The organism is Hamadaea flava (assembly GCF_024172085.1).
GTDB classification, from domain to species: Bacteria; Actinomycetota; Actinomycetes; order Mycobacteriales; family Micromonosporaceae; genus Hamadaea; species Hamadaea flava.
Map to the genome: position 1 here is coordinate 4,273,903 of NZ_JAMZDZ010000001.1, position 25,811 is coordinate 4,299,713.

The window sequence follows — 25,811 nt, forward strand, 5'->3', positions numbered from 1 at the left end:
GCCTACTTCTTCTTCGCGATCGCGTCGTTGATGGCCTTCGCGGCGGCGTCCGCCGCGGTCTTCGGGTCGCCGCCCTTGATCACGGCCACCTCGGCGTTGCCGAACGGGCCCCAGATCTCGTTCATGGCGGGGATGGCCGGCATCGGCAGGCCGTCCTTGCCCGCGTCCAGCCACTTCGCCACGTCCGGGTCGGCGGTCTTCGCGTCGTCCTGCGCGGCCAGCAGCGCCGGCGGACGCGGGTCGGCGGCGTACAGGGCGTTGGCGACCTCCTTGTTCGTGACGTAGTTCGCCACGAACTCCTGGGCCATCGCCTTGCTCTTGCCCTTGCTCGCCACGAAGAAGGCCTGGACGCCGAGGAACGGCTGGGCCGGCTTGCCACCGGCGAAGCCCGGGATCGGGGTGATGTCGTACTTGATGCCGGCCTTCTTGATGTCGGCGATGTTCCACGAGCCGGTGATGAAGAAGGCGGCCTTCTTCGCGGTGAAGGTGGCCACGACGTTCTCGGCGGCGATCGAGGTCTTCAGCGCGCCCGAGCCCTTCTCGCCCAGCTCCTTGAGCTTGGTGAAGGCGGCGATCGAGTCGGCGCTGTTGACCGTGACGTTGTTCGGGTCCGGGTCGCCGGCCGAGGTCAGGCCGAACAGCGAGCCGCCGCCCGAGGAGTAGATCGGGTAGATGTGGTACGCGTCGCCCGAAGCGCCGCACTGGTCGAGCAGGATCTCGCTGACCTTGCCCGACTTCTTCAGGTCCTGCCCGGCCTTGACCAGGTCCTCGATGCTCGCCGGGGCGGTCGGCACCAGGTCGGTGTTACGCACGAGAGCGATGTTCTCCAGCGCGTACGGGGCGCCGTAGATCTGGCCGTTGAACGTCACGGCCTTGACCGCGGCCGCGGCGAACAGCGACTTCTGCTGCGCCGAGAGCTGCACCGGGTCGATGGCGCCGTTCTGGACCAGGTTGCCGATCCAGTCGTGCGCGCCGACCACGACGTCCGGGCCGCTGCCCTGCTGCGAGGCGGTCACGAAGACCTGCTGCAGGTTCTCGCTGATCTCCTTGACCTCGACGGTGACGCCGTTGTCCTTGCCGAACTGGTCGGCGTACTTCTTGAGCACGGCCGTGCGCTTGGTGTCGGCCCAGATGACCAGCTTGCCGTTGCCCTTGTCCTTCGACGGGGTCGCCGTGGGCTCGTCCTTGTCCGATCCGCATGCCGCCAGCGCCGAGGCGGACGCCGCCGCGCCCAGAGCCGCAAAGACGGTACGTCTACGCATCAAGGTCTCCTGTTCAGATGGGCCACGCCTTCAGGGGCCCAGAGGGGGGTCAACCAGGGGTATGCAGTTGTGTGTTGCGCGCACGTTAGCAAGACTTTGCAAGGAGTGGAAGTCCTTGCAGTCCCACGGCCGCAAGATCTTGTCTGTTCAGTTAGCATTCCGCCATGCGTGCACGTCTGGCCGACATCGCTCGGCAGGCCGAAGTGAGCGAGGCCACGGTCTCGCGGGTCCTCAACGACCGTCCTGGGGTGTCGACGGAGACCCGCCAGGCGGTGCTGACGGCGCTCGATGTACTGGGCTACGAGCGCCCCACCAAGCTGCGCAAACGTAGCGCGGGCCTGGTCGGGCTGGTAGTTCCCGAGCTGGACAACCCCATCTTTCCGGCGTTCGCTCAGATCATCGAGTCGGCGCTCGCCCAACAGGGCTACACCCCGGTTCTCTGCACGCAGACCGCCGGCGGCGTGACCGAGGACGAGTACATCGAGATGCTGCTCGACCGGCAGGTGGCCGGCATCGTCTTCGTGTCCGGCCTGCATGCCGACACGACGTCGGATCCCGACCGCTACCGCAAGCTGCTGACGCGGCCGTTGCCGATCGTGCTGGTCAACGGGTTCGTCGACGGGCTGGAGGCGCCGTTCGTCTCGGTCGACGAGCGGGCCGCGGCCGACGCAGCGGTGTCCCATCTCGCCGCGCTCGGCCACAAGCGGATCGGCCTGATCTCCGGGCCGGACCGCTTCCAGCCGGTGCAGCGCAAGATCGCCGGCTACCGGGACGCGATGCGCCGGTTGCTGCACCTCAGCGACCGCGAGATGGACTCGATGATCTCGCTGTCCCCGCTGTTCGGCGTCGAGGGCGGGTACGCCGCCACGACCCGGCTGCTGGACCGCGGTGTGACCGCCGTCGTCTGCGGTTCCGACCTGATGGCGCTGGGCGCGATCGGGGCGGCGCGGCAGAAGGGCCTCGGCGTGCCGGACGACTTCAGCGTGGTCGGCTTCGACGACTCCCCGCTGATGGCCTTCACCGACCCGCCGCTGACCACGTTGCGGCAGCCCATCCGGGCCATGGCGGTGGCCGCCGCCCGGGCGCTCATCGACGAGATCCTGGGCCATCCCGCACCGCATTCCGAATACGTCTTCCGCCCCGAACTGGTCGTACGCGGTTCCACCGCCCAGGCACGCTGACCCCGCCGTTCCGCCGATTGCGGGACCTGCCGGGATGGCTTGTCCGGCGGTGGCCGATGAAACTTGCTGAAAGCTTCTGCTTGACGTTTGCAAGGTTTGCGGCGCATTCTTCATCCCGTCACCAGTCAGGTGGCGGGTGGAGAGGAGCAGCAGCGTGCGCGGGTGGCGAATGCGGGCCGGATGCGCGCTGCTGCTCGCCGTCTCCGGCTGCTCGGCCGCGCCGCTTGCAACCGCCCAGCCCACGACCCAGCCCACACCGTCGGCTGCGGCGTCCGCTGGGAGCGCTCCAACCGGTGTCGTCGTCCACCTCTTCGAGTGGCCCTGGAAGTCGGTCGCGACCGAGTGCCGCGACCAGCTGGGCCCGGCCGGAGTGGCGGCGGTCCAGATCTCCCCGCCGCAGGAACACGTGGTCCTGGCCGACCAGGGCTTCCCGTGGTGGCAGGACTACCAGCCGGTCTCCTACGCGATCGGCAGCCGGCGGGGCGACCGTGCGGCGTTCGCGGCGATGGTCACCGCCTGCCACGCGGCGGGCGTCAAGATCTACGCCGACGCCGTCGTCAACCATATGACCGCCCAGCTCTACGGGGTCGGCTCGGCCGGGACGAAGTTCACCCAGACCGGCTATCCCGGCTACGACGGCGCCGCCGATTTCCACCACTGCGGCAAGTCGATCTCCGACTACAGCAACCGCGACGAGGTGCAGAACTGCGACCTCGTCGGGCTCGCCGACCTGGCGACCGAACGCGAACCGGTCCGTCAGCGGCTGGCGGCGTACCTGAACGATCTGCTGTCGCTGGGCGTCGACGGGTTCCGGATCGACGCCGCCAAGCACGTTCCGGCGACCGACCTGGCCGCGATCTACGCCAAGCTGGCCAAGACGGCCGGCGGGACCGCGCCCGTGCTGTACCAGGAAGTCCTCTTCAGCGTCAGCGAACCGATCCAGGCCGACGAGTACCTTCCCTCCGGCGCGGTTCTCGAACCCCGGTACGGCCCGGACCTCGCGCGGGCCCTGCGTACCGGCGGCAGCCTGGCCAATCTCGAAGGACTCGGCGACGGATCGGGCACCCCGTTGGTCGACTACAAGCCGTCGGCCTCCGCCGTGGTCTATGTGGACAGTCACGACAGCCAGCGCGGTGGCACCACGCTGACCTACCAGGACGGCGCGCTGCATACGCTCGCCGGGCAGTTCATGCTGGCGTACCCGTATGGGACGCCGCTGGTGATGTCTAGCTTCACCTTCGACTCCTACGACGCCGGGCCGCCGGCCGACGCCAAGGGCGTCACGCTGCCGGTCTCCTGCGGCCACGGCTGGGAGTGCGAGCACCGCACACTGCTGAACCTGGTCGCCTTCCGGACGGCGGTCGGCGACGCGCCGGTCTCGCAATGGTGGACCACCGACGACCAACTCGGCTTCGCGCGTACGGGCAAGGGATACTTCGCCTTGAACCGCGCAGCCGCCGCCGTGACCCGGACCGTCGAGACCGGACTTCCGGCCGGGATCTACCGCGACCGAATCCATGGCACCGCCGTCACCGTCGACGCCTCGGGCCAGGCATCCCTCACCATTCCAGCGCAGAGCGCGCTGGCCTTCGACCTGACTTCACGCTGAGTTGCACGGACCCACCCCCGCCGAAAGGAACCATCCTGTGAGTACGACCGCCGCCCCGGCCGAGACGATCCTGGGCAACGACGACTGGTGGCGCGACGCGGTCGTCTATCAGATCTACCCGCGCAGCTTCGCCGACGGCGACGGCGACGGCACCGGTGACCTGCGAGGCGTACGCCAGAAGCTGCCCTATCTCAAGGATCTGGGCATCGACGCGATCTGGCTCAGCCCGTTCTACACCTCGCCCCTGGCCGACGGCGGCTACGACGTGGCCGACTACCGCGACGTCGATCCCCGCTTCGGCACCCTCGCCGACTTCGACGAGATGACCGCCGAGGCCCATGCGCTGGGCATCCGGATCATCGTCGACCTGGTCCCCAACCACTGCTCCGACGAGCACGAATGGTTCCAGGCGGCGCTGGCCGCCGGCCCCGGTTCGGCCGAGCGTGCCCTGTTCGTCTTCCGCGACGGCCAGGGCGAGCAGGGTGAGCTGCCGCCGAACGACTGGGAGTCCATCTTCGGCGGACCGGCCTGGACCCGAGTTCCCGACGGGCAGTGGTACCTGCACCTGTTCGACCCCGGTCAGCCCGACTTCAACTGGGAGCACCCGGCGGTCCGGGCCGAGTTCCGCGACATCCTGCGGTTCTGGCTGGACCGGGGCGTCGACGGCTTCCGAATCGACGTGGCCCACGGGATGATCAAGGCCGACGGCCTGCCGAACGTCGGCCGCACGAGCGCCGACGGCGAACGTCAGGTCGTCATGATCGGCAACGACACGCTGCCCTACTTCGACCAGGACGGCGTCCACGAGATCTACCGCGAATGGCGGCCGATCCTCGACTCGTACGCCGGTGGCCGGATGGCCGTCGCCGAGGCGTGGGTGCCCGACGCCCAGCGGCTGGCCCGCTACATCGGCTCCGACGAGCTGCACCAGGCCTTCAACTTCGACTTCATGATGGCCTCGTGGGACGCCGAGTCGTTCCGGACCATCATCGACAAATCCCTGGCCGAAGCCGACCTCGTCGGCGCGCCGACCACCTGGGTCCTGTCGAACCACGACAAGCACCGCCACGTGACCCGGTACGGCGACGGCGACCTCGGGCTCGCCCGTGCCCGCGCCGGAACGCTGCTCATGCTCGCGCTGCCCGGCTCGGCGTACCTCTACAACGGCGAGGAACTCGGCCTCAACGAGGTCCTCGACCTGCCCGACGAGCTGCGGGAGGACCCCGCGTTCCGGCGTACGGGCGAGAGCCGGGACGGCTGCCGGGTGCCGCTGCCCTGGTCGGGCGGAGCCGAGACCGGATTCGGCTTCGGCCCGGCCGGTTCGGCCCAGCCGTGGCTGCCGCAGCCGGCGTCGTGGGCGGCGTTGACCGCGGAGGCGCAGGAGAACGATCCGGCGTCGACGCTCAACCTCTACCGCTCGGCGCTGCGCGTACGCAAGGAGCAGCCCGGGCTCGGCGGCGGCACGCTGACCTGGCTGGACAGCCCGACCGGCGTACTGGCGCTGCGGCGGGAGCCCGGCCTCGTGGTCGTCGCGAACGTCTCCGGCGAGCCGGTCGACCTGGCCTCCTACGGCTCGGCGGTGCTGCTGGCGAGCGGTCCGCTCGACGGCGACGGCCGCCTCCCGGCCGACACCACCGCCTACCTCACCGCCTGATCAGCGGCCGCTCCCCGCTAAGTAGCGTCCGCTACTTAGCGGGGATGAAGCCGACGTGGTCGTAGACAGCGGCGAGCGTCTGGGACGCCACCGCCCGCGCCTTCTCCGCGCCGATCGCCAGCATCTTGTCCAGCTGCGCCGGGTCGTCGAGGTACTCCCGGGTGGCCGCCTGGATCGGCGTCACGAAGTCGACGAAGACCTCGGCGAGGTCCTTCTTCAGGTCGCCGTAGCCCTTGCCCGCGTACGCCGTGACCAGGTCCTCGATCGTCCGGCCGGACAGCGCCGAGTAGATCGTCAGCAGGTTGCTCACCCCGGGCTTGTCCTCGGGGTCGAAGAGGATCTCGCGACCTGTGTCGGTCACCGCCGACTTGATCTTCTTCGCCGAGCGCGCCTTGTCCTCCATGATCTCCAGCAGGCCGGTCGGCGAAGACGACGACTTCGACATCTTCGCCGTCGGGTCCTGCAGGTCGAGGATCTTCGCGGTCGCCTTCGGGATGTACGCCTCCGGCAGGGTGAACGTCTTGCCGAAGAGGTGGTTGAACCGCTGGGCCAGGTCGCGGGTCAGCTCCAGGTGCTGGCGCTGGTCCTCGCCGACCGGCACGGCGTCGGCCTGGTAGAGCAGGATGTCGGCGGCCTGCAGGATCGGGTAGGTGAACAGCCCGACGCTGGACCGCTCGGCGCCCTGCTTGGCCGACTTGTCCTTGAACTGGGTCATCCGGGACGCCTCGCCGAAGCCCGTGATGCAGCTGAGCACCCAGCCCAGCTGCGCGTGCTCGGGGACGTGCGACTGGATGAACAGGGTGCTGCGCGTCGGGTCGATGCCGAACGCCAGCAACTGGGCCAGGCTCACCCGGGTCCGGTCGCGGAGCACCTTCGCGTCGTGGCCTGCGGTGATCGCGTGCAGGTCGACGACCATGTAGTACGCGTCGCAGGTGTCCTGCATGGTCACCCAGTTGCGGACCGCGCCGAGATAGTTGCCCAGGTGGAACGAGTCCGCGGTGGGCTGGATCCCGGACAGCACCCGGGGACGGCGATCGGTCGGCGCAACAGACATGGGCCTATTGTTCCAGTCCGCGCGCCACCGCATCGACCGCCCCGCGCCACCTCCGTTGATCATGGAGTTTCCGGTGTCGACACACCGTCGAGACCACGGTCAAGTCCATGATCAACGGGCCGAGGCGGGGGCGGAGGCGGCGGAGGCGGAGATGGCGGGGACGGCCGGCGCAGGGCTGCCGGCTTCGATCGCGGCCGGGGGCGTACCCGCCGGCAGGGCGAGTGGGACCGGCGCGGCCGGAAGCTGGTGCGGGACCTCGGCCACCCGGGCGAGGACGACCCGCGCGATCCGGCGGCCGTCGAGCGCGAGGACGCGCAGCGTGACCGCACCGCCCGGGACCTCGACCTGGTCGCCGACCCGCGCGAGCCGGCCGAGCGCGGCCATGAGGTAGCCGCCGAGCGTCTCGTACGGCCCCTGGGCCAGCTCCACCCCGGTACGCCGGGCGAAGTCGGTCAGGCTGAGGCGACCCTCGACCTCGGCCGGGAGCAGGCCGGTGAACGGCTCGTCGTCCTCGTCGTACTCGTCGTGGATCTCCCCGACGAGCTGCTCGATCAAGTCTTCCAAGGTGACGATGCCTGCGGTGCCGCCGTATTCGTCGACGACCAGGGCCAGCTGGTGACGTTCCCGCCGCAGCTCGGACAAAGCGGGCAGAATCCGAATGGCGGCCGGCAGGCGCATGATCTCCCGCACCAGTACGCGCAACGGAGTCGCCGGGTCGCCCGCGAGCAGATCCCGCAGGTGGACGAAGCCGATCACGTTGTCGGCGTCACCGTCGACCACCGGAAACCGGGAGTGGTTGTGCGCACGGGCCACCGCCTCGGCCTGTGGCCGCGCCCAGCGGGCGTCGAGGAAGACGACGTCCGGCCGGGGCACCATGACCTCGCGGATCAGGGAGTTCCCGCTCGCCCAGACCTCGTCGATGATGCGGCGCTCATCGCCGCCGAGATGCGTGTTGGTGGTCACGAGAGCGCGCAGCTGATCCTCGCTGAGTCGCTCCCGCAGGACCCTCATGATCCACGGGGACAGAGTTCGAGCCAAGAGTCCGGGTCTATGACCGTCGGGCATCCTTGCATCGTACGGCTCCCGCCGGGCCTCCTCCCACCAGCACGTAGTGTTGCCAGGGAACTGTTAGGGAGGTCAGATGAAGCTGCTCGTCACCGGGGGCGCCGGATTCGTCGGCGCAACGGTCACCCGCCTGCTACTCGACGCCGGCCACGAGGTAGTGGTCCTGGACGACCTGTCGCGCAACGACGCCGCACAGGTCCCCGCCGACGCCACCTTCGTCCAGGCGCGAGTCCAGGAGGTCGGCGACGTCCTCACGCCGGACGCGGGCTTCGACGGCGTATTGCACTTCGCCGGGCTCATCTCGGCGGGCGAGTCGATGACCCACCCGGAGCTGCACTGGGAGGCCAACACCCGGGCCGGGCTCAACCTGCTGGACGCGATGCGTACGGCGGGGGTGAAGCGGCTCATCTTCTCCTCGACCGCCGCCTGCTACGGCGAGCCGTCCGAACTGCCGCTCACGGAGCGCGCGATCACCATGCCGATCAACACCTACGGCGCGACCAAACTCGCCGTCGACCTGGCCATCGCGTCCGAGGCCCGCGCGCACAAGCTCGCCGCGGTCAGCTTGCGCTACTTCAACGTCGCAGGCGCATTGGTACGCGAGGACGGCGGCATGATCGGCGAGCGCCACGACCCGGAGACGCACCTGATCCCGATCGCCCTCGAAGTGGCGGCCGGGAAGCGGGAGAAGCTGCCGATGTTCGGCGACGACTACCCGACCCCCGACGGCACCTGCATCCGCGACTACATCCATGTCGCCGACCTGGCCGAAGCGCACCTGCTCGCCCTGACGGCAGCGGTGCCCGGGGAGCACAAGATCTACAACCTCGGCAGCGGGACCGGATTCTCGAACGCCCAGGTCATCGACGCCGTACGCACCGTCACCGGGCACCCGGTTCCGGTCGAATGGCTGCCCCGACGGCCCGGCGACCCCGCCTCCCTGTACGCCTCCTCCGCGCTCGCCCAGGCCGACCTCGGCTGGACGCCTACGCGTACCTCGCTGGAGGCGATCGTCGCGGATGCTTGGGCCTTCTACCAGGGCCGCTGACGCTCCAACCGCCAGTCGCGCGGGACGCGCTGCCGCGCGACTGGCGGTGATCTTGAAGAGTTTCCGCAGCCCTGGCGACGTTTTCTGTTCAAGATCACCCCGTCGGACAGATCTAGGCGAGAAATGGTCGCCAGAGCAGCCATTTCCCGCCTAGATCACCCCCCGGCCGGTCAACCCAGCCGCGAGCAGTGGCGGCCGGTCGAACCGGTCAGCGCAGGATGGGGGCGAGCGCCCCGATCAGCGCCCCGTCGTCGGAGTCCTGGGAGATCTCCCAGGCCATCGCTCCCCGCAGGCCGAGGGCCTTGACGAGCGCCGTCCGCTCCCCGATCGAGCGCGGGTCCGAGTAGCAGATCGTCGTGGCGACCGTGACCGTGCCGGAGGCGAGGGCGTGCGTACCAGCGGGGTTGACCAGGTAGGGCTCGCCGGCCAGGGCGTTCCACTTGCGGGTGTACCCGTTCGCGCCGGCCCCGGTCGGCGACACGACGCCCGCCACGTCCACCAGGTCGTGGTAGGACGGCTGCGGTTTCTGGTCCCATTGCAGCGATTCCCCGTCGAGCCCGGTGTTGTCGAAGGGCCCGTAGAGTCCCGCGTCGGAGCGGATGTACTGGTTGGCGTAGAACGGCACGCCGACGACGATCTTCTTCGCCGGTACGCCTTGAGCCAGGTAGTACGCGACGGTGCCGACGGTGTTCCACGTCCAGTCGGACGCGTTCGGATCCCGGGGGTCCCGCGTGAACAGCGTGTCGTGCGCGGCGACGGCACCACCCATGACGTTGAAGTCGTACGTCATGATGTTGACCCAGTCGAGCTGCTTCACGAAGTCGCGCAGCTCGTAGTACTTGGTGGAGTTCTTCGCCGCCGGGAGCGCCGCGGTGAGCAGGTAGTGCTGCCCGGTCTCGCGGCTCAGGGCGTCGAGCTGACGGCGGAACTCCTGGGCCAGCAGGGTGGCGTTGTGCCGGTCCTCCGGGCCGTAGTCGATGTTGCCGTCGGCCTTGGCCGTGGGGTACTCCCAGTCCAGGTCGATGCCGTCGAAGACGCCCGCGGCGGCCCCGATGCCCCCGGCGTTCTCCGGCCAGCCGCCGGTGGGCAGGTTGCCCTTGATGAAGGTGTCGATGCAGGACGCGACGAACGCCTGACGGCGCGCGGCGGTCTTGGCGACCTGGGCGAAGTGGGTGGACTTGGTCCAGCCGCCGAGGGAGATCTCGACCTTCAGCCCCGGGTTGGCCGCCTTCAGCTTCCTCAGCTGGTTGAAGTTGCCGTAGAGGCGCTGGTCGGGATAGTTGTCGGCGACGCCGTCGACGGTGTTCTCGCCGGACCAGTAGACCTGCTGGAAGTCCGCCCAGGGGTCGAGGACGGAGCAACCGGGGGTCTCGGTCGCCGCGTCGAAGGTGGGTACGCCAAAGGCGTACTGGATGACGTTGAGCTTGTCGACGGGGATGTCCTTGACGTAGTAGCCCCGCCCGTAGACGTTCCAGTCGGCGAAGTAGGCCGAGACGACCTTCTTCGGCGCCTGCCCGCCGAGCGGGGCGCCGGCGCTGGCGGCCTGTGCGGGCAGGAGCGCGACGCCGGCGGCGAGCGCCGCCGCGAGGGCGACGCCCGGCCTGACGAGTGAACGAATCATGTGACGACCCTCACTTCTCGTCGAGCATCTGTCAAGAGTCCTAACAGATAGGGTCGCTGGGCTGCTCCGATGTACGCCGACTACCATCCAGCCCATGACAGCAGCCGCCCGCGCTCATGGCCTTTTCCAGCACCTCTACGGGATTGAGCCGGTCGGCATCTGGGCCGCGCCCGGCCGCGTGAACCTCATCGGCGAGCACACCGACTACAACGACGGCTTCGTCCTCCCCTTCGCGCTGCCGCACCGCACCTCCGTCGCCGCCGACGTGCTGCCCGAGCAGCGCTGGGCGGTCACCTCGGAGCTGACCGGCGAGACCGTCGAGTTCACCCTGGACGCCAAGGTCGACGGCTGGGCGGCGTACGTGGCGGGCGTGGTCTGGGTGCTGGCCGAGCAGGGCCATCGCGTCCCCGGCGCCCGGCTCACCGTCGCCTCCGACGTCCCGATCGGCTCCGGGCTGTCCTCGTCGGCCTCGCTCGAATGCGCTGTGCTGACCGCCCTCGTCGACCTGGCCGGGCTGGACATCCCGATCGCCGACCGGCCTCGGCTCGCCCAGCGGGTCGAGAACGACTACGTCGGCGTACCGACCGGCATCCTGGACCAGTCCGCCTCGATCCTCTGCACCGCCGGCAACGCCCTCTTCATGGACTGCCGCTCGCTGCGTACCGAGCAGATCCCGTTCGATCTGGCCGCGGACGGCCTGGCCATCCTGGTGATCGACACCCGCGCGCCGCACCAGCACGCGGGCGGCGAATACGCCGCGCGCCGGGCGGCCTGCGAGCAGGCGGCGGCGGAACTCGGGGTGGCCGCCCTCCGCGACGCGGTCCCGGCCGATCTGGACCGGCTCTCCGACGACCTGCTGGTACGCCGTGCGCGCCACGCGATCACCGAGAATCAGCGGGTGCTGGACACCATCGAGCTGCTGCGCTCGGGCCGGCACCGGGAGATCGGGCCGCTGATGACCGCGTCGCACGCGTCGCTGCGCGACGATTTCGAGGTGACCGTGCCGGAGCTGGACGTCGCGGTGACCGCAGCGCTGACCGCAGGGGCCTACGGTGCCCGGATGACCGGCGGCGGCTTCGGCGGCTGCGTCATCGCCCTGGTCGACGCCGACCGGGTGGACAACGTCGCCGACGCGGTCGCCAAGGCGTTCGCCGAGCACGGTTTCGCCGAGCCGGCCGCGTTCAAGGCCGTCCCGAGCGCCGGCGCCGGCCCCGTCTGAGTCTCCTGCCGAGCGGCAGATCACGGATATCCGTGCAATCCGGCCCCAAGATCACATGGATATCCCTGATCTGCATGCGAGACAGGCGGCCGCATCCGCGAAGATGAACGTGTGGTGGCGATCTTCCGACGGATCCAGCGGGTTGGCAGCGCGATGCTGGAGCGCTATGAAGATTCCGTGGCCGCCGCACGGAAGCGCTCCAGTGCCTTCGACAACGTCTGGGCCGCGAAGGAACGCTACTCGGAGGTGCTCGGCGGGCGGCTCGCCGCCGCGATCGCCTACTACGCCTTCTTCGCGCTCTTCGCGCTGTCCCTCGTCGCGTTCTCGGTCTTCGGCATCGTGTTCAGCTCGAACGACACCGTCAAGGGAGCCGTCACCGACTGGCTCGCGCAGACGCTGCCGACCTTCCAGCCGGAGCAGCTGCAGGCCAATTCCACCGCGATCGGGATCTTCGGTCTGGTCGGCCTGGTGTTCACCGGGCTCGGCTGGGTCGACGCCTTCCGCACCTCGCAGCGGGCGATCTGGCGGCTGGAGCAGCACCCGGGCAACCTCTTCGTCCGCCGGGTGGTCGATCTGGGGATGCTGCTGGCGCTGACGCTGGTTCTAGGACTGTCGCTGGCCGTGATCGACTTGTCGGCCGCCTTGTTCGGCTGGATCTCCGGCGACACGTCCTCGGTCTGGCTGACGGTGGCGACCGTGGCCGTGACGCTCCTGGTCAACAGCTTCATCGGGGCGGCGCTGCTGACGGTGCTGCCGCGGTTGCACGTCCAGCCGCGGCGGCTGATCCCCCCGGCGATCACGGTCGGCATCGGGGTGTCGCTGCTCAACTGGGGCGGCCGGGCGTACTTCACCCATTCGCTGCGGTTCTATCCGACCGCCACGGTGATCGCGACGACCGGCGTACTGCTGCTCTACCTGTACTTCTTCAACCAGATCGTGCTGTGGGGCGCGGCGCTGGCCGCCAGTTCGACCCGTGGCCGGTTCATCGACCTCGCCGCGGGGCCGCGCCCGGCCGATTCCCCCGAGGGCCGATCGGAGCCGACGGACCCGCCAGCCGATAGTCCCGCTGGGGGTGCCAGCGGTTCTCCGGCGACTTGATGTCGCCCGTGTGCGTGAACAGCGTGAACTCGCTGACGTCGAACCGGGCCTCGAACCCGGCCAGTTTCTCGAAGACGTCGTCGAGGGCCGGCTCGGGCACGTCCTGAGCGATCGTCACGTGTGGGTGGTAGGGGTAGTGCCGCGGCCGCTGGAGTTCCGGTGTGGCGGTGATCGCGGCGGCCAGCTGCTCGCATTCGCTGATCCCGGCCGCGACGGCCACGAACACGACCTCGGTGATCGGCCGGAAGGTGCCGGTGCCACGGAGGAGCAGCTCGAACTCGCCGTGTTCCGCGGCCACCGTGGCGAGGTGCCGCTCGATCGCGGCCAGCTCGGTCGCGTCGATCTCGGTCGGCCCGAGCAGGGTGACGTGCGCGGGGATGGCCGCGCCGAGTGGATCACCCGCCTCGATGCGATGGCGGGTGAGCTGTGGTCCCCACGGGGGCGGGACGTCGACCGCCACGCCGATGCGGACGGTCTGCGTCATGGCCGCCCCCTTTCGGCTGGGACTGTAGCCATCGGAGTCCCGGCGAGGATCGTCCGTTCCTCCAGCGATCATCACCCGTTCGCCGGGATCACGCGAGCTGAACCCGCCCTCATTCACGAAAGCGCTCCGCCGGAAAGCCGGGCGTGCGCGTTCCGCCGGGAAGGCCGGGGTCAGGACGCGGCGACGATCATCCCCGCCCCGACGGTCCGGTTCGTCACCTCGTCGATGATGATGAACCCGCCTGTCGTCCGGTTCCGCCGATACTCGTCGACCAGCAGCGGCTGGGTCGTACGCAGCCGGATCCGCCCGATCTCGTTGAGCCCCAACGAGGAGGCCGCCTCGTCGCGGTGCAGCGTGTTGATGTCCAGCCGGTAGTGCAGAGCCTTGACGATGCCGCGCACCGAACGGGTCGTGTGCTTGATGGCGTACTTGCCGCCGACGGACAGCGGTGCGCTCTCGTCCATCCAGCAGACCATCGCCTCGATGTCCTGGGCCACCGCCGGCGCGTTGTGCGGGCGGCAGATGAGGTCGCCCCGGGCGATGTCGATCTCGTCTTCCAGCCGGACCGTGACCGACATCGGGGGGAACGCCTCGTCGACCGGGCCGTCGGCGGTGTCGATCCCGGCGATGCGTGTGGTCAGGCCGCTGGGCAGGACGAGCACCTCGTCCCCGGGCTTCAGTACGCCCGAGGCGACCTGTCCGGCGTACCCGCGGTAGTCGAGGACGGCCGAGGACTGCGGCCGGATCACGTACTGCACCGGGAAGCGCACGTCGACGAGGTTGCGGTCGGACGCGATGTGCACGTGCTCCAGGTGGTGCAGCAACGACGGGCCCTCGTACCACGGCATCTTGTCGCTGCGGCCGACGATGTTGTCGCCGTTGAGCGCCGAGACGGGGATCGCGGTGAGGTCGGGCGCGTCGAGCTTGGCGGCGAACGACGCGAACTCGTCGGCGATGGCGTCGAAGACCTCCTGCGAGTAGTCCACCAGGTCCATCTTGTTGACGCAGAGCACCAGGTGTGGCACGCGCAGGAGGGAGCAGAGGAAGGCGTGCCGCCGGGACTGCTCGACCAGGCCCTTGCGGGCGTCCACCAGGATGATCGCGAGGTCCGCCGTGGACGCCCCGGTGACCATGTTCCGGGTGTACTGGATGTGCCCGGGGGTGTCGCCGATGATGAACTTGCGCCGGGGCGTGGCGAAATACCGGTACGCGACGTCGATGGTGATGCCCTGCTCGCGTTCCGCTCGCAGGCCGTCGGTCAGCAGCGCGAGATTGGTGTACTCGTCGCCCCGGGCGGCGCTGACCGCCTCGACCGCTTCGAGCTGGTCGGTGAACAGCGACTTGGTGTCGTAGAGCAGCCGCCCGATGAGGGTCGACTTGCCGTCGTCGACCGATCCGGCGGTGGCGAACCGGAGCATGTCGACTTTGTCGACCGGAGATACAGTCATGCGGGCCGACGGGCTCGTCAGCGTCGGCACCGCCGACTCAGCGGGTTTGATCTGTGACAAGGCCATTAGAAATACCCCTCCCGCTTGCGGTCTTCCATCGCCGCCTCGCTGACCTTGTCGTCGCCTCGGGTCGCGCCGCGTTCGGTGATCCGGGTCGAGGCGACCTCGTCGATCACCTTCTCCACGGTGTCGGCCTCGGAGGGCACCGCCGCCGTCATGCTCGCGTCGCCGACCGTGCGGTAGCGGACGCGCCGCTTGGTGACGGTCTCGCCGGCCCGGGGGCGGATGAACTCGTTGACGCCGTAGAGCATGCCGCCGCGGTCGACGACCTCGCGGTCGTGCGCGAAGTAGATCGAGGGCAGGTCGATGCGCTCCCGGGCGATGTAGTGCCAGATGTCCAGTTCGGTCCAGTTGGACAGTGGGAACACCCGGATCGACTCGCCAGGGCTGATCTTGGAGTTGTACAGCGACCACAGCTCAGGGCGCTGGTTGCGCGGGTCCCATTGGCCGAATTCGTCGCGGAAGCTGAAGACCCGTTCCTTGGCCCGAGCTTTCTCCTCGTCGCGCCGGGCCCCGCCGAACAGGGCGTCGAAGCGGTACTTCTCCACGGCGTCGAGCAGCACCGGGGTCTGGATGCGATTGCGCGTGCCGTCGGCGGGCTCGCGGACCAGGCCGCGCTCCAGCGCCTCGGGGACGCTGGCGATCACCAGCTGGACGCCGAGTTCGGCCACTCGCCGGTCGCGGTACTCCAGCACCTCGGGGAAGTTGTGCCCGGTGTCGACGTGCATCACCGGGAACGGGATGCGACCCGGGTGGAATGCCTTCTCCGCCAGCCGGAGCATGACGATCGAGTCCTTGCCGCCGGAGAACAGCAGCACCGGGCGCTCGAACTCGGCAGCGACCTCGCGCATGACGAAGACGCTCTCCGCTTCGAGAGCATCCAGGTGCGATATGCGATAGGCGGCATTCGTCTGGCCCATATTTCCAGACCTTTCCTAGTGCTTTGCTGGGGAATTAAGCTACCCGGCAATCGAGGCTGGTTCAACCAGCCTGTGACGTGCTCAACAGTTCGCGTTCGACGGCCGCCAGTAGTGGCCGCGCCAGCCGCGACCGGCAGACCAGCAGGTCCGGCAGCCGCGGGTCGGCCTGGTTGTAGATCAACGGCGAACCGTCCAGCCGGGAGGCGTGCAGACCCTGGGCCAGCGCGACCGCGACCGGCGCGGCGGAGTCCCACTCGTACTGCCCGCCCGCGTGCAGATAGGCGTCGACCTCGCCGGAGATCACCGCGGCGATCTTCGCGCCCGCCGACCCCATCGGCACCGGCACCGCGCCCAGCTCCTCGGCCACGCGCGCCACGAACTCCGGCGGCCGGCTGCGGCTCACCGCGATGCGTACCTGGGCGCCGTGCGCGGTCTGCTCCGGCGGCGACTGCGGCGCGCTGTCCGTGGCCAGCACGCTGCCCTGGGCGGGCAACGCGATTGCTCCGGCGGCGAGCCGTCCCTGGTCGCTCTTCGACGACCCACTGGTACGCCGACGGCGGCGCGCTGTGCTGGCGGCCGCGGTGGTCCACAACGCGACGTGCACCGCCCAATCGGTACGGCCGGGTTCGGCGTACTCGCGGGTGCCGTCGAGCGGATCGACGATCCAGATCCGTTCGGCGCCCAGGCGTTCGGCGGCCTCGTCGGCGTCCCGGGCGCCCAGCGCCTCCTCGGAGAGGACCGAGTCGTCGGGCCGCCACGCGGCCAGCTGCGCCATGAGGTACTCGTGCGAACGCCGGTCCCCCTCGTCGCGCAGCCGGCCCGGGTCGGTGAAGCCCAGCTCCGTACGCAGGCCGAGCAACAGCTCTCCGGCCCGGGTGGCGAGGTGGCGGGCGAGTTCGGCGTCCAGCATGTCGGTCATCAGTAGGCCCCAGATGTGCGTATCACGGCGGTGAGCGTGCGCAACAGGATCACCAGGTCCAACGAGAGCGACCAGTTCTCGACGTACCGCAGGTCGAGCCGGACGGCTTCCTCCCACGGCAGATCCGATCGGCCGGACACCTGCCAGAGGCCGGTCATCCCCGGCTTGACCGCGAGGCGGCGCAGCACGTCGTCGTGGTACATGGCCACCTCCTGCGGCAGCGGCGGGCGGGGACCCACGAGCGACATCTGCCCGGCGAGGACGTTGAACAGCTGCGGCAGCTCGTCGAGGGAGAGCCGGCGCAGCCAGCGCCCCACATCGGTCACCCGCGGATCGTCACGGATCTTGAAGAGAACCCGATCATTCTCATTGAGGTGTCGGAGTTCGCTCAGACGCGCCTCTGCGTCGACGTGCATGGTACGGAATTTGTAAATGCGGAACTCCCGCCCGTCCCGGCCGACTCTCACCTGACGGAACAGCACCGGGCCGGGTGAGTCCCGGCGGATACGCCACGCGATGAGCCCGAACAGCGGCGAGAGGAGCCCGATGAGCAGGGCCGCGCCGGCCCGGTCGACCAGCTCCTTGACGACCCGACCACCCCCGGACAACCGGGGGTGGTCGACGTGCAGCATCGGCAGGCCGTCGACGGGGCGCAGCGTCGTCCGATCGCCCGCCACATCCATCAGCGCACTGGCCACGATGAGGTCGACGTCGTCGCCCTCCAGCCGCCAAGCCATCCGCCGCAGCCGATGCCCGTCCAGTTCGGGGCAGCTCAGCACGATCACGGTGTCCGCACCCGCCCGGCGTACCGCCTCGGCCACCTCGTCGAAGTTGCCGAAGACCGGCAGTCCCACTTGTCCGTCGCCGTCGGCCGGCACGCACGCGCCGACGACGTCGAGGCCGTGAAACCGTTCCCGCCGCAGCTGGTGCGTCATGGCGACGACCGCCAGCTCGTGGCCGACGACGATCACGCGGCGCAGGCATTCACCCCGCGACCGTCGGCGGTGCAGCCGTTTGCGCAGACAGAACCGCACCACGATCGCGGTCGCGGTGGCCGCCGGCAGCGCGACGAGCACATAGCTCCGCGCTGTGGGCAGCTCGAAGGCGTACGAGAAGATCGCGATCCCTGCCGTCAGCGCCAGACCGCCCCGTATCACCCGGTCGTACTCGTCGGTGCCGACGTAGAGGAACCGGGTGTCGTACGCCCGCGCGAGCGCAAGCACCGACACCAGCACGATCGGCAGCAACGCCGACAGCACCAGATAGATCCGGGTATACGAGGTGAGCTGACTGAATCGCAGATGGAAGGCGAGCCAGCCGGCGCCGAGCCCGACGAGGAAGTCGGCGAGCATCAGTGTGAGCTGATACCGCGTCTCCCAGCGGCGAGCCCGCCGCACGAGGGCCGGATGCACATACTGGTACGCCCCCGGCAGCAGCCGCGGCAGCACGACGGTGTCGATCTCCGTCAGCGGCCGCGTATCCAGGATCGGCGGTACAGGCGGCGTGGCCACACGTGGATGCGGCCGGGGCCCAGTTCGACGCTGTTCCTCCGCCATCACGCACCCCCCGCTCGCTGACGCGCGGGCGCTGCGGACGCCCGTTATGTCGGCATGTTCAACGGGTGAGCAGCGGCAACGTCACGCCGCGTGGTACGCGTTCTGGGTGGGCTCCAAGCCCTTGACGATCAGCGACTCCACCGCGTCGGCGGCCCGATCGACGAGGAACTCGAGTTCTTTGCGCTCAGACCCCGAGAAGTCGGAGAGCACGAAATCGGCCGGATCCTGGCGGCCAGGCGGCCGGCCGATACCGAACCGGACCCGCAAATAGTCCTTTGTCGACAGTGACTTGCTCATCGAGCGCAGACCGTTATGGCCGCCCTCGCCGCCGCCCAGCTTCATCCGGATCTGGCCGTAGGGGATGTCCAGTTCGTCGTGCACCGCGACGACCTGCGCCGGCGGCACCTTGTAGAACTGCGCGAGCGCGGCGACCGGGCCGCCCGACAGGTTCATGTACGTCAGCGGCTTGGCCAGCACCAGTTTCGGGGCATCCACGCCGTATCCCAGGCGACCCTCGGCCACCTCGACGACACCGCCCCGGGTCTTCCGCGCGAACGATCCCCCGACCCGCTTCGCCAGCAGGTCGGCGACCATGAAGCCGACGTTGTGCCGGTTCTGCGCGTACTGCGGACCCGGGTTGCCCAGACCGACCACCAGCCACGTGCTCACACGCACCTCCCGCGTACACGATGCCAGAAAGAAGAAGGCCGCCACATGGTGGCGGCCGTCTTCGAAGGAGAACTCAGCTCTCGGCGGGAGCCTCGGCCTCGGCGGCCTCGCCCTCCTCGGCCTCCACGGCAGCCTCGGCGGTCTCGCCCTCGAGCTGCTCGGCGGTCGGCGCGACGCTGACGACGGCGATGGTGGTCTCCGCGTCGGTCGCGAGCTCGACGCCCCGCGGCAGCTTGATGTCGCCGGCGGTGACGTGCGCACCGGCGTCGAGGCCGTCGATCGAGGCCTCCAGCGAATCGGGCAGGTGCAGCGCCTCGGCGACGATCGAAACGCGGTCGTGCTCGGTCACCACCAGGGTGCCGGCCGCCGCGGTGCCGACCAGCTGCACCGGAACGTCCACGGTGACCTTCTCGCCGCGCTTGACGATGACGAGGTCGACGTGCTCGAAGGTGTCCCGAATCGGGTCACGCTGAATCGCCTTGGGCAGCGCGAGGGTCTTCGTGCCGTCCTCCGCGTGCAGCTCGAAGACGGTGGTCATGCCGCCGTGGCGGATCGCCGCGGCGAACTCCCGGGCGGGCAGGGCGATGTGCTTGGGCGCCTCGCCATGCCCGTAAACGACTGCGGGCACCTTACCGGCGCGGCGGGTGCGACGCGCGCCGCCCTTGCCGAACTCCGTACGCGGCTCGGCGCTGATCTTTACCTCAGACACGGTTCATACTCCTGGCTCAACGGGCTGGCTGGCTGTCGTGGGCCGACGCGAGGGCGCACGGGCACAGACCCGGAGCACCATGTCGATCACGGTGCTTCAACGCAGACCGCGAAGCCCGCAGAGCACCCTCGCCGTGGCAACCGGACCAGCCTACCCGACCACCGACGGTGACCCCAGCCGACCCCCGCTTTGTGAGCGGCGTCTTAGCTGAGTCCACCGAAGAGGGTCGTCACCGAGCCGTCGTCGAATACCTCGCGGATGGCACGGGCCAACAGCGGGGCGATCGAGAGCACGGTGAGCTTGTCGAACTGCTTCTCCGGCGTGATCGGGAGCGTGTTGGTCACGATCACCTCGGCGATGCGGCTGTTCTTGAGGCGCTCGGTCGCCGGGTCCGAGTTGATCGCGTGCGTCGTCGCGACGATCACGTCGCCGGCACCGGAGTCGAACAGGATGTCGGCGGCCTTGCAGATGGTGCCGGCCGTGTCGATCATGTCGTCGACGATGATGCAGGTTCGTCCCTCAACCTCACCGATCACCCGGTTCGCCACCACCTGGTTGGGCTTGAGCGGATCGCGGGTCTTGTGGATGAAGGCCAGCGGACAACCGCCCAGCCGGTCGGTCCAGCGCTCGCCGACCCGGACCCGGCCCGAGTCGGGCGCGACCACGGTGAGCGCGCGATCGCCGTACTTCGCCTCGACGTAGCCCGCGAGCGTGTCCATCGCGAACAGGTGGTCCACCGGGCCGTCGAAGAACCCCTGGATCTGCGCGGTATGCAGATCCACGGTGAGGATCCGGTTGGCACCCGCCGTCTTGAGCAGGTCGGCGATGAGGCGGGCCGAGATCGGCTCCCGACCGCGGTGCTTCTTGTCCTGGCGGGCGTACGGGTAGAAGGGGAGCACCACGGTGATCCGCTTGGCCGAGCCCCGCTTCAGGGCGTCGATCATGATCAGGGTCTCCATGACCCAGGTGTTCACCGGGCTCGTGATCGACTGGACCACGAACGCGTCCGATCCTCGGACCGACTCCTTGTACCGGACGAAGATCTCACCGTTGGCGAAATCGTAGGCGGCGGTCGGGGTCGGTGCGACACCCAAGGCCTGCCCGATCTCCTCGGCGAGCTCGGGGTACGCCCGCCCCGAGAAGAGCATCAGATTCTTTCGGTTCTCCGCGACGATGCTGCCCATCGGCCCTGTCTGCCCCTCCGCGCGCCACTGCGACCAAGTATGACCCTCGCGGGTCATCCTCTCCTGGTACTTGACCAAGCTCGTAGCCGGTTCACGATCAGGTGCGAAAGATCACCGCGCCGAAGGTCACCGCTGGTCAGCGGGGTCCTCGTCGGCCGTCCCCGCCGCGTCGAGCGCGGCTTGCGCCGCCTGCGCGGCGGCGCTGTCGGGCCGGCGCTTGAAGATCCAGCCCTCCTTGTTGACCTGCCGCTCCCGCGCCACGGCCAGCGCACCCGGCGGGACGTCGGCGTCGACGACCGAGCCGGCCGCGGTGGACGAGCCGTCCCCGAGCGTCACCGGGGCCACCAGCACCGAGTCGGAACCGGTGTTCACGTGGGAGCCGATGATCGTCCGGCTCTTCGACCGCCAGTTGTAGTTGGCCACGACGTTCGCCGCGCCGATGTTGGTGAAGTCGCCGACGGTCGCGTCGCCCACGTAGGACAGGTGCGGGACCTTCGTCCCCTCGCCCAGGGACGAGTTCTTCACCTCGACGAACGTGCCGACCTTGGACTTCACGCCGAGGGTCGTCCCCGGCCGCAGGTACGCGTAGGGCCCCACCTTGGCCTGCGGGCCGATCTCGGCCAGCACGGCGTGCGCCTTCACGACCTCCGCCCGCTCGCCGACGACGGTGTCGACCAGCGTCACCTCGGGACCGACGACCGCTCCGGCCGCCACCGAGGTCGCTCCCTTGAGCTGCGTGTTGGGCTCGATCACCGCGTCCGGCTCGATGGTGACCGCGGGCTCGATCCAGGTCGAGGCCGGGTCCACGATCGTCACGCCGGCCCGCATGTGGCCGTCGTTGATCCGGTCTCGGAGCAGGGCGCCCAGCCGGGCCAGCTCGGCCCGGTCGTTGCAGCCCAGCGTCTCCTCCACCGCGGGAGCGGTGTGCACCGCGAGCCGGCGACCGGCCGCGAGCAGCAGCCCGAACACGTCGGTCAGATATTCCTCGCCCTGGGCGTTGTGCGTGGTCAGCTTGCCGAGCGCGTCGCGCAGGGCGTCGGCCTCGAAGGCGTACACCCCGGCGTTGATCTCCCGGATGGCCAGCTGCTCGGCGTCGGCGTCGCGGGCCTCCACGATCGCGGCCAGCCCGCCCTCGGCGTCCCGCACGATCCGGCCCAGGTTGCCCGGCTCGGCCATCACCGCGGTCAGCACGGTCGCCGCGGCGGCGTCCTCCTCGTGCCGCTCGATCAGGGCGGTGAGCGTCGCCGTCCGCAGCAGCGGGACGTCGGCGTTGACGACGAGGACCGTGCCGGTGACGTCTTCGAGCGCGTCGAGCGCCACCCGCACCGCGTGCCCGGTCCCCAGCTGCTCGGCCTGCAGGACCGGCCGCGCCTGCGGCGCGATCTCGGCCAGATGCTCGGTTACCTGCTCGGCCTTGTGCCCCACGACGACCGCCGTACGCTCGGCGCTCAGCGGTTCGGCGGCGGCCAGGACGTGCCCGACGAGACTGCGACCCAACAGCGGATGGAGGACCTTGGGCAGCTGGGACTTCATCCGCTTGCCCTCGCCGGCCGCGAGGATGATCACAGTACGCGCCACGCGGGTTACCGCCTCTTGATCCGCAGGTACTTCCGGGTCTGCTAGATGGACAGCTCGGCCGCCAGGGTTCGAACCTGAAACTTCAGAGCCAAAATCTGAGGTGATGCCAATTTCACCACGGCCGAAGGTGTGCGCGGAAAGCCTAACGCGCCTCGCCGTCCGGCACATCCGCAGGCCCGGCGAGCGCGTCGAGCACGCTCTCGATGGTGCGATAGAGATCGCGGCTGTGGCAAACCCGTATTCGGAGCCGGCCGTGGTGTTCCTGGGGGTGATCGGGCCGCTCCGCCGCCAGGAACAGGCGCTTGGGGTCGGGGGCGCGGAAGTCCTCCACCCGCGCGCCTAGGTGTTCCGCCCACCAGACGACCGCCGCCACCGGGTCGACGGCGTCCTGGAGCAGCACTCGCAGCGACAGATCCGTCCGCGCCACCCCGACGGCGTCGAGGAAGCGAAGGAAGAGGAACCCGAGCCGGGCGTCCGCGGTGACCAGCTCGACGCGCTCGTTCGGCCGGGCGGGCGTGGCCTTGGCGCCGGCACACCAGTAGACGACCGAGCCCAGCAGGAGCAGGTCGCGGTCGTCGAGCGGACCGATCCGGGCGGCGCTCTCGGCGGCCAGCCGGTGGCGCTGCGCCGCCCGCTCGGCCCGGTGCCGCGTCCAGCGGGCGTCGGTCATCCGCCGGGCGTTGGCCCTGCGGCGCTCGGCGTCCACCGGGTCGCCGGTCAGGGGGATGTGTTTGGTCCACTGCCAGGCCGTGGACCGGGCGACGCCCAGCTCCTCGGCGATGACCGGGACGGTACGCCCGGAGCGGCGCAGGTCGACCGCGCGGGCGCGCAGTTCGTCCTTGGCGTTCGGGCGTTTGGTCCACTCCGGCACGGGTACGCCCCGAAGCCAGTCGTCGATCTGAGCGCGGCTGACGCCGAGCAGTTCACGGATTTGGGCTATCGACAGCTGATCGTCGGCCCGCAGACGGCGGGCCACCTCCCCCATGTCCATGCATAAGGGTTAGCACGGGTGTACGAGGAAGGGGAGTCTTGCGTTTGCTTCGAGCTTGTGCAGGTGGACCAAGGAAATTCACAGGTGCCGACCCTGTGAAACTACGGGACCGTAAGTTACGGTGACGTAGGCGTAAGAGAGCCGCCCCCCCCCCGCCCAGCACAGTGAGGTGCCATCGCCCATGAGCACAGACGTCCACCCGGCCACGGAGTCAGCGTTGACGGCCGACCTCGAGACCAACGCGACCGGCGCCGCCGAGGTCGAGCAGACCATTCGGGGGCCGAAGCCGCTCACCGAGGGCGCTCAGCCGACCGGCGTACTGATCGGTTTGTGGGCGTTCGTCGTCATCCCGTTCATCGCGCTGATCGCCGCGATCCCGGTCGCGTGGGGCGGCTGGCTGTCCTGGGTCGACATCGCCATCTTCGCCGTGTGGTACTGCGTCGCCGGGCTGGGCATCACCATCGGCTTCCACCGTTACCTCACGCACGGCTCGTTCAAGGCCACCCGGTGGCTGCGCGTGACGCTCGCGGTCGCCGGCTCCTTCGCCGTCGAGGGCTCGCCCACCCAGTGGGTCGCCGACCACCGCCGTCACCACGCGTTCTCCGACAACGAGGGCGACCCGCACTCGCCGTGGCGCTTCGGCACCTCGTTCTGGGCGCTGACCAAGGGCCTGTTCTACGCGCACATGGGCTGGCTGTTCGCGCGGGAGCTGACCAACCGCGCCCGGTTCGCCCCGGACCTGGTCGCCGACAAGGACATCCAGAAGGTCGACAAGCTCTTCCCGACGCTGATCGCCGTCTCGCTGATCGCCCCGGCGGCCGTCGGCGGCCTGGTCACCTGGTCCTGGCAGGGCGCACTGACCGCGTTCTTCTGGGCCGGGCTGGTCCGCGTCGGCCTGCTGCACCACGTCACGTGGTCCATCAACTCGATCTGCCACGTCTACGGCGAGCGCCCGTTCGAGACCCGGGACGGCGACAAGGCCTCCAACTTCTGGCCGCTGGCCATCCTGTCGTTCGGCGAGAGCTGGCACAACCTGCACCACTCGGACCCGACCTGCGCCCGCCACGGGGTCATGAAGGGCCAGATCGACATCTCCGCGCGTACCATCTGGCTCTTCGAAAAGGCCGGCTGGGCGACCAATGTTCGCTGGCCCAAGCGTGACCGGCTGGCCTCGAAGCTGGTGGAGGGCGCTCAGGCGAGCGCCGGCCGCCTCGGCCGGTGACCTCCACCGCCGCCTTGCCGGAGCGACCCGCGGGGGCATCGGCCTGGCAGGATGGCGGCGTGGAAGAAGCGCGAGTACGCGACCAGGCAGCGCGACCGGCGGAGCGCACCCAGGCCAAGGGCCGGGTACGCATGTCGGCGGCGCAGCGCCGCGAGCAGCTGATCGCGATCGGCCGTCAGCTGTTCGCGGAGCGGGGGTTCGACGCGACCTCGATCGAGGAGGTCGCGGCCCGGGCCAAGGTCTCCAAGCCGGTGGTCTACGAGCACTTCGGCGGCAAGGAAGGCCTGTACGCGGTCGTCGTGGACCGCGAGGTGCGCTCGCTGCTCGACCGCATCGCCGGCGCGCTGACCGCCGGGCACCCCCGTGAACTGCTGGAGCAGGCGGCCCTGGCGCTGCTGGACTACATCGAGGAAGAGACCAACGGCTTCCGGGTGCTCGTCCGCGAGTCGCCGGTGATGTCGGCGTCGGGCAACTTCTCCTCGGTCCTCAACGACGTCGCGCACCAGGTCGAGCACATCCTCGGCGCCGAGTTCAAGACGCGGGGCTACGACCCGAAGCTGGCCGAGCTGTACTCGCAGGCGCTCGTCGGCATGGTGTCGCTGGTCGGCCGCTGGTGGCTGGAGGTACGCAAGCCGCGCAAGGAGACGGTGGCCGCGCACATGGTCAACCTGGCCTGGAACGGGCTGGCCCAGTTGGAGCAGAAGCCCGGTCTGCTGACCCGCCGGGGCAAGTAGCCCCGGCGGCGGGCCTCAAACGGCGGCGTGTCCCGGATGCTTACCGCCCGGTACGCGGATCGCCTCCTCCTGCCGGGCCTGCTCGGGCGGGCCGGTGCGGTTGTAGAGGCCGATCGTGAGCAGCGCGGTGCCGATCAGGCTGGACACCACACAGGTCGCGACCGAGAAGTTCAGCTTGTTCAGGTCGGATCGGATGATGATCAGCCCGAAGACGCCGACGAACATGAACAGGCCGCCGGCCCCCAGGTCGACGAAGTGGTCGATGTTGCGGCCGTAGAGGTTGGCCAGCACCACGATCACCCCCATGACGATGGAGAGCACGGAGAAGGCCATATTCGTCTTGAGGCCGAGCACGACCGTGTCGCCGCGCGAGAAGAACGACTCGTCTGCGGTCTGGATCGCCCCGATGATCCCGAAGATCAGCAGATAGAGCCCGATAAGGACGGCCAGCGCCCGGTAGAGCGGCCGCAGCCGATGGTTGACCGGTATGTGCGACATGATCGGATTCTCCCATCCGCGCAGCCGC

23 protein-coding genes and 1 tRNA gene are annotated in these 25,811 nt (G+C 69.5%); 8 read left to right on the forward strand and 16 right to left on the reverse strand.

What is annotated here, in order from left to right; translation table 11 throughout:
* Positions 1-2: 2 nt before the first annotated feature.
* Positions 3-1,262 (reverse strand): sugar ABC transporter substrate-binding protein, encoded by a 1,260-nt coding sequence (locus tag HDA40_RS20015; protein WP_253758100.1) that lies wholly within the window; start codon positions 1,260-1,262, stop codon positions 3-5.
* A 164-nt stretch (positions 1,263-1,426) separates the two neighbouring features.
* Between HDA40_RS20015 and HDA40_RS20020 the strand changes: the two genes are divergently transcribed.
* The 3 genes from HDA40_RS20020 to HDA40_RS20030 all read left to right on the forward strand — a co-directional run bounded on the left by HDA40_RS20020 (position 1,427) and on the right by HDA40_RS20030 (position 5,706).
* Positions 1,427-2,443 (forward strand): LacI family DNA-binding transcriptional regulator, encoded by a 1,017-nt coding sequence (locus HDA40_RS20020; RefSeq protein WP_253758102.1) that lies wholly within the window; start codon positions 1,427-1,429, stop codon positions 2,441-2,443.
* Positions 2,444-2,597: 154 nt separating this feature from the next.
* Entirely contained in the window at positions 2,598-4,052 is a 1,455-nt protein-coding gene (locus tag HDA40_RS20025; RefSeq protein ID WP_253758104.1) for an alpha-amylase, read from the forward strand.
* A gap of 37 nt (positions 4,053-4,089) precedes the next feature.
* Complete coding sequence (locus tag HDA40_RS20030; protein WP_253758106.1) at positions 4,090-5,706, forward strand: glycoside hydrolase family 13 protein; 1,617 nt, start codon at positions 4,090-4,092, stop codon at positions 5,704-5,706.
* A gap of 31 nt (positions 5,707-5,737) precedes the next feature.
* Here the strand turns inward: HDA40_RS20030 and trpS are convergent, their stop codons facing one another.
* Together trpS and HDA40_RS20040 are read right to left on the reverse strand one after the other, a co-directional pair.
* Positions 5,738-6,760: a tryptophan--tRNA ligase gene (gene trpS, locus HDA40_RS20035; RefSeq protein WP_253758108.1), complete on the reverse strand. Its 1,023-nt coding sequence runs from the start codon at positions 6,758-6,760 to the stop codon at positions 5,738-5,740.
* Positions 6,761-6,871: 111 nt separating this feature from the next.
* The gene (locus tag HDA40_RS20040; protein ID WP_253758109.1) at positions 6,872-7,771 is read right to left on the reverse strand and encodes a hemolysin family protein; all 900 of its coding nucleotides are present in this window, start codon (positions 7,769-7,771) and stop codon (positions 6,872-6,874) included.
* A 130-nt stretch (positions 7,772-7,901) separates the two neighbouring features.
* Between HDA40_RS20040 and galE the strand changes: the two genes are divergently transcribed.
* Positions 7,902-8,873 (forward strand): UDP-glucose 4-epimerase GalE, encoded by a 972-nt coding sequence (gene galE, locus HDA40_RS20045; protein WP_253758111.1) that lies wholly within the window; start codon positions 7,902-7,904, stop codon positions 8,871-8,873.
* Between the two features lie 208 nt (positions 8,874-9,081).
* On the opposite strand, the gene HDA40_RS20050 is transcribed toward galE, so the two are convergent.
* A complete protein-coding gene (locus tag HDA40_RS20050) occupies positions 9,082-10,494 on the reverse strand; it encodes a glycoside hydrolase family 18 protein (RefSeq protein ID WP_253758113.1) in 1,413 nt (470 codons plus the stop codon).
* Between the two features lie 94 nt (positions 10,495-10,588).
* Between HDA40_RS20050 and galK the strand changes: the two genes are divergently transcribed.
* The gene (galK, locus tag HDA40_RS20055; RefSeq protein ID WP_253758115.1) at positions 10,589-11,713 is read left to right on the forward strand and encodes a galactokinase; all 1,125 of its coding nucleotides are present in this window, start codon (positions 10,589-10,591) and stop codon (positions 11,711-11,713) included.
* 114 nt (positions 11,714-11,827) lie between these two features.
* Complete coding sequence (locus HDA40_RS20060; RefSeq protein WP_253758117.1) at positions 11,828-12,811, forward strand: YihY/virulence factor BrkB family protein; 984 nt, start codon at positions 11,828-11,830, stop codon at positions 12,809-12,811.
* Here the strand turns inward: HDA40_RS20060 and HDA40_RS20065 are convergent.
* The 11 genes from HDA40_RS20065 to HDA40_RS20115 all read right to left on the reverse strand — a co-directional run bounded on the left by HDA40_RS20065 (position 12,696) and on the right by HDA40_RS20115 (position 23,329).
* Positions 12,696-13,295, reverse strand: coding sequence for a 2'-5' RNA ligase family protein (locus tag HDA40_RS20065; protein ID WP_253758119.1), 600 nt, complete (start codon positions 13,293-13,295; stop codon positions 12,696-12,698). The genes HDA40_RS20060 and HDA40_RS20065 overlap by 116 nt on opposite strands.
* Positions 13,296-13,465: 170 nt before the next feature.
* Positions 13,466-14,743, reverse strand: coding sequence for a sulfate adenylyltransferase subunit 1 (locus HDA40_RS20070; RefSeq protein ID WP_253763696.1), 1,278 nt, complete (start codon positions 14,741-14,743; stop codon positions 13,466-13,468).
* Between the two features lie 65 nt (positions 14,744-14,808).
* Positions 14,809-15,723 carry a sulfate adenylyltransferase subunit CysD gene (gene cysD, locus HDA40_RS20075; protein WP_253758121.1) on the reverse strand — a complete coding sequence of 305 codons (915 nt, stop codon included), beginning with the start codon at positions 15,721-15,723 and terminating at the stop codon, positions 14,809-14,811.
* A gap of 61 nt (positions 15,724-15,784) precedes the next feature.
* Entirely contained in the window at positions 15,785-16,633 is an 849-nt protein-coding gene (locus HDA40_RS20080; protein WP_253763697.1) for a 3'(2'),5'-bisphosphate nucleotidase CysQ, read from the reverse strand.
* An 8-nt stretch (positions 16,634-16,641) separates the two neighbouring features.
* Positions 16,642-17,994, reverse strand: coding sequence for a sugar transferase (locus HDA40_RS20085; RefSeq protein WP_253763698.1), 1,353 nt, complete (start codon positions 17,992-17,994; stop codon positions 16,642-16,644).
* Between the two features lie 285 nt (positions 17,995-18,279).
* Positions 18,280-18,867, reverse strand: a complete 588-nt coding sequence (gene pth, locus HDA40_RS20090; protein ID WP_253758123.1) for an aminoacyl-tRNA hydrolase — start codon at positions 18,865-18,867, stop codon at positions 18,280-18,282.
* Between the two features lie 73 nt (positions 18,868-18,940).
* Positions 18,941-19,576: a 50S ribosomal protein L25/general stress protein Ctc gene (locus HDA40_RS20095; RefSeq protein WP_253758125.1), complete on the reverse strand. Its 636-nt coding sequence runs from the start codon at positions 19,574-19,576 to the stop codon at positions 18,941-18,943.
* A gap of 203 nt (positions 19,577-19,779) precedes the next feature.
* Positions 19,780-20,760 carry a ribose-phosphate diphosphokinase gene (locus HDA40_RS20100; RefSeq protein ID WP_253758127.1) on the reverse strand — a complete coding sequence of 327 codons (981 nt, stop codon included), beginning with the start codon at positions 20,758-20,760 and terminating at the stop codon, positions 19,780-19,782.
* A gap of 126 nt (positions 20,761-20,886) precedes the next feature.
* Positions 20,887-22,338 carry a bifunctional UDP-N-acetylglucosamine diphosphorylase/glucosamine-1-phosphate N-acetyltransferase GlmU gene (gene glmU, locus HDA40_RS20105; protein ID WP_308197728.1) on the reverse strand — a complete coding sequence of 484 codons (1,452 nt, stop codon included), beginning with the start codon at positions 22,336-22,338 and terminating at the stop codon, positions 20,887-20,889.
* A 53-nt stretch (positions 22,339-22,391) separates the two neighbouring features.
* Positions 22,392-22,463: transfer RNA gene (locus tag HDA40_RS20110), tRNA-Gln, on the reverse strand.
* 17 nt (positions 22,464-22,480) lie between these two features.
* Positions 22,481-23,329, reverse strand: coding sequence for a helix-turn-helix domain-containing protein (locus HDA40_RS20115; RefSeq protein ID WP_253758129.1), 849 nt, complete (start codon positions 23,327-23,329; stop codon positions 22,481-22,483).
* A gap of 181 nt (positions 23,330-23,510) precedes the next feature.
* On the opposite strand from HDA40_RS20115, the gene HDA40_RS20120 reads away from it, so the two are divergent.
* A complete protein-coding gene (locus HDA40_RS20120; RefSeq protein ID WP_253758131.1) occupies positions 23,511-24,551 on the forward strand; it encodes an acyl-CoA desaturase in 1,041 nt (346 codons plus the stop codon).
* Between the two features lie 131 nt (positions 24,552-24,682).
* On the forward strand, positions 24,683-25,285 hold the full coding sequence (locus HDA40_RS20125) for a TetR/AcrR family transcriptional regulator (protein ID WP_253763700.1): 603 nt from the start codon (positions 24,683-24,685) through the stop codon (positions 25,283-25,285).
* A 15-nt stretch (positions 25,286-25,300) separates the two neighbouring features.
* On the opposite strand, the gene HDA40_RS20130 is transcribed toward HDA40_RS20125, so the two are convergent.
* Entirely contained in the window at positions 25,301-25,783 is a 483-nt protein-coding gene (locus HDA40_RS20130; protein WP_253758133.1) for a DUF4383 domain-containing protein, read from the reverse strand.
* Positions 25,784-25,811: the final 28 nt, after the last annotated feature.

Coding starts and splice junctions, on each gene's coding strand:
- HDA40_RS20015 (WP_253758100.1), bottom strand. CDS start 1,262: ATGCGTAGACGTACCGTCTTTGCGGCTCTGGGCGCGGCGGCGTCCGCC.
- HDA40_RS20020 (WP_253758102.1), top strand. CDS start 1,427: ATGCGTGCACGTCTGGCCGACATCGCTCGGCAGGCCGAAGTGAGCGAG.
- trpS (WP_253758108.1), bottom strand. CDS start 6,760: ATGTCTGTTGCGCCGACCGATCGCCGTCCCCGGGTGCTGTCCGGGATC.
- HDA40_RS20040 (WP_253758109.1), bottom strand. CDS start 7,771: ATGAGGGTCCTGCGGGAGCGACTCAGCGAGGATCAGCTGCGCGCTCTC.
- galE (WP_253758111.1), top strand. CDS start 7,902: ATGAAGCTGCTCGTCACCGGGGGCGCCGGATTCGTCGGCGCAACGGTC.
- HDA40_RS20050 (WP_253758113.1), bottom strand. CDS start 10,494: ATGATTCGTTCACTCGTCAGGCCGGGCGTCGCCCTCGCGGCGGCGCTC.
- galK (WP_253758115.1), top strand. CDS start 10,589: ATGACAGCAGCCGCCCGCGCTCATGGCCTTTTCCAGCACCTCTACGGG.
- HDA40_RS20065 (WP_253758119.1), bottom strand. CDS start 13,295: ATGACGCAGACCGTCCGCATCGGCGTGGCGGTCGACGTCCCGCCCCCG.
- HDA40_RS20070 (WP_253763696.1), bottom strand. CDS start 14,743: ATGACTGTATCTCCGGTCGACAAAGTCGACATGCTCCGGTTCGCCACC.
- cysD (WP_253758121.1), bottom strand. CDS start 15,723: ATGGGCCAGACGAATGCCGCCTATCGCATATCGCACCTGGATGCTCTC.
- HDA40_RS20080 (WP_253763697.1), bottom strand. CDS start 16,633: ATGCTGGACGCCGAACTCGCCCGCCACCTCGCCACCCGGGCCGGAGAG.
- HDA40_RS20085 (WP_253763698.1), bottom strand. CDS start 17,994: ATGCTCGCCGACTTCCTCGTCGGGCTCGGCGCCGGCTGGCTCGCCTTC.
- HDA40_RS20100 (WP_253758127.1), bottom strand. CDS start 20,760: ATGGGCAGCATCGTCGCGGAGAACCGAAAGAATCTGATGCTCTTCTCG.
- HDA40_RS20115 (WP_253758129.1), bottom strand. CDS start 23,329: ATGGACATGGGGGAGGTGGCCCGCCGTCTGCGGGCCGACGATCAGCTG.
- HDA40_RS20120 (WP_253758131.1), top strand. CDS start 23,511: ATGAGCACAGACGTCCACCCGGCCACGGAGTCAGCGTTGACGGCCGAC.
- HDA40_RS20125 (WP_253763700.1), top strand. CDS start 24,683: ATGTCGGCGGCGCAGCGCCGCGAGCAGCTGATCGCGATCGGCCGTCAG.
- HDA40_RS20130 (WP_253758133.1), bottom strand. CDS start 25,783: ATGTCGCACATACCGGTCAACCATCGGCTGCGGCCGCTCTACCGGGCG.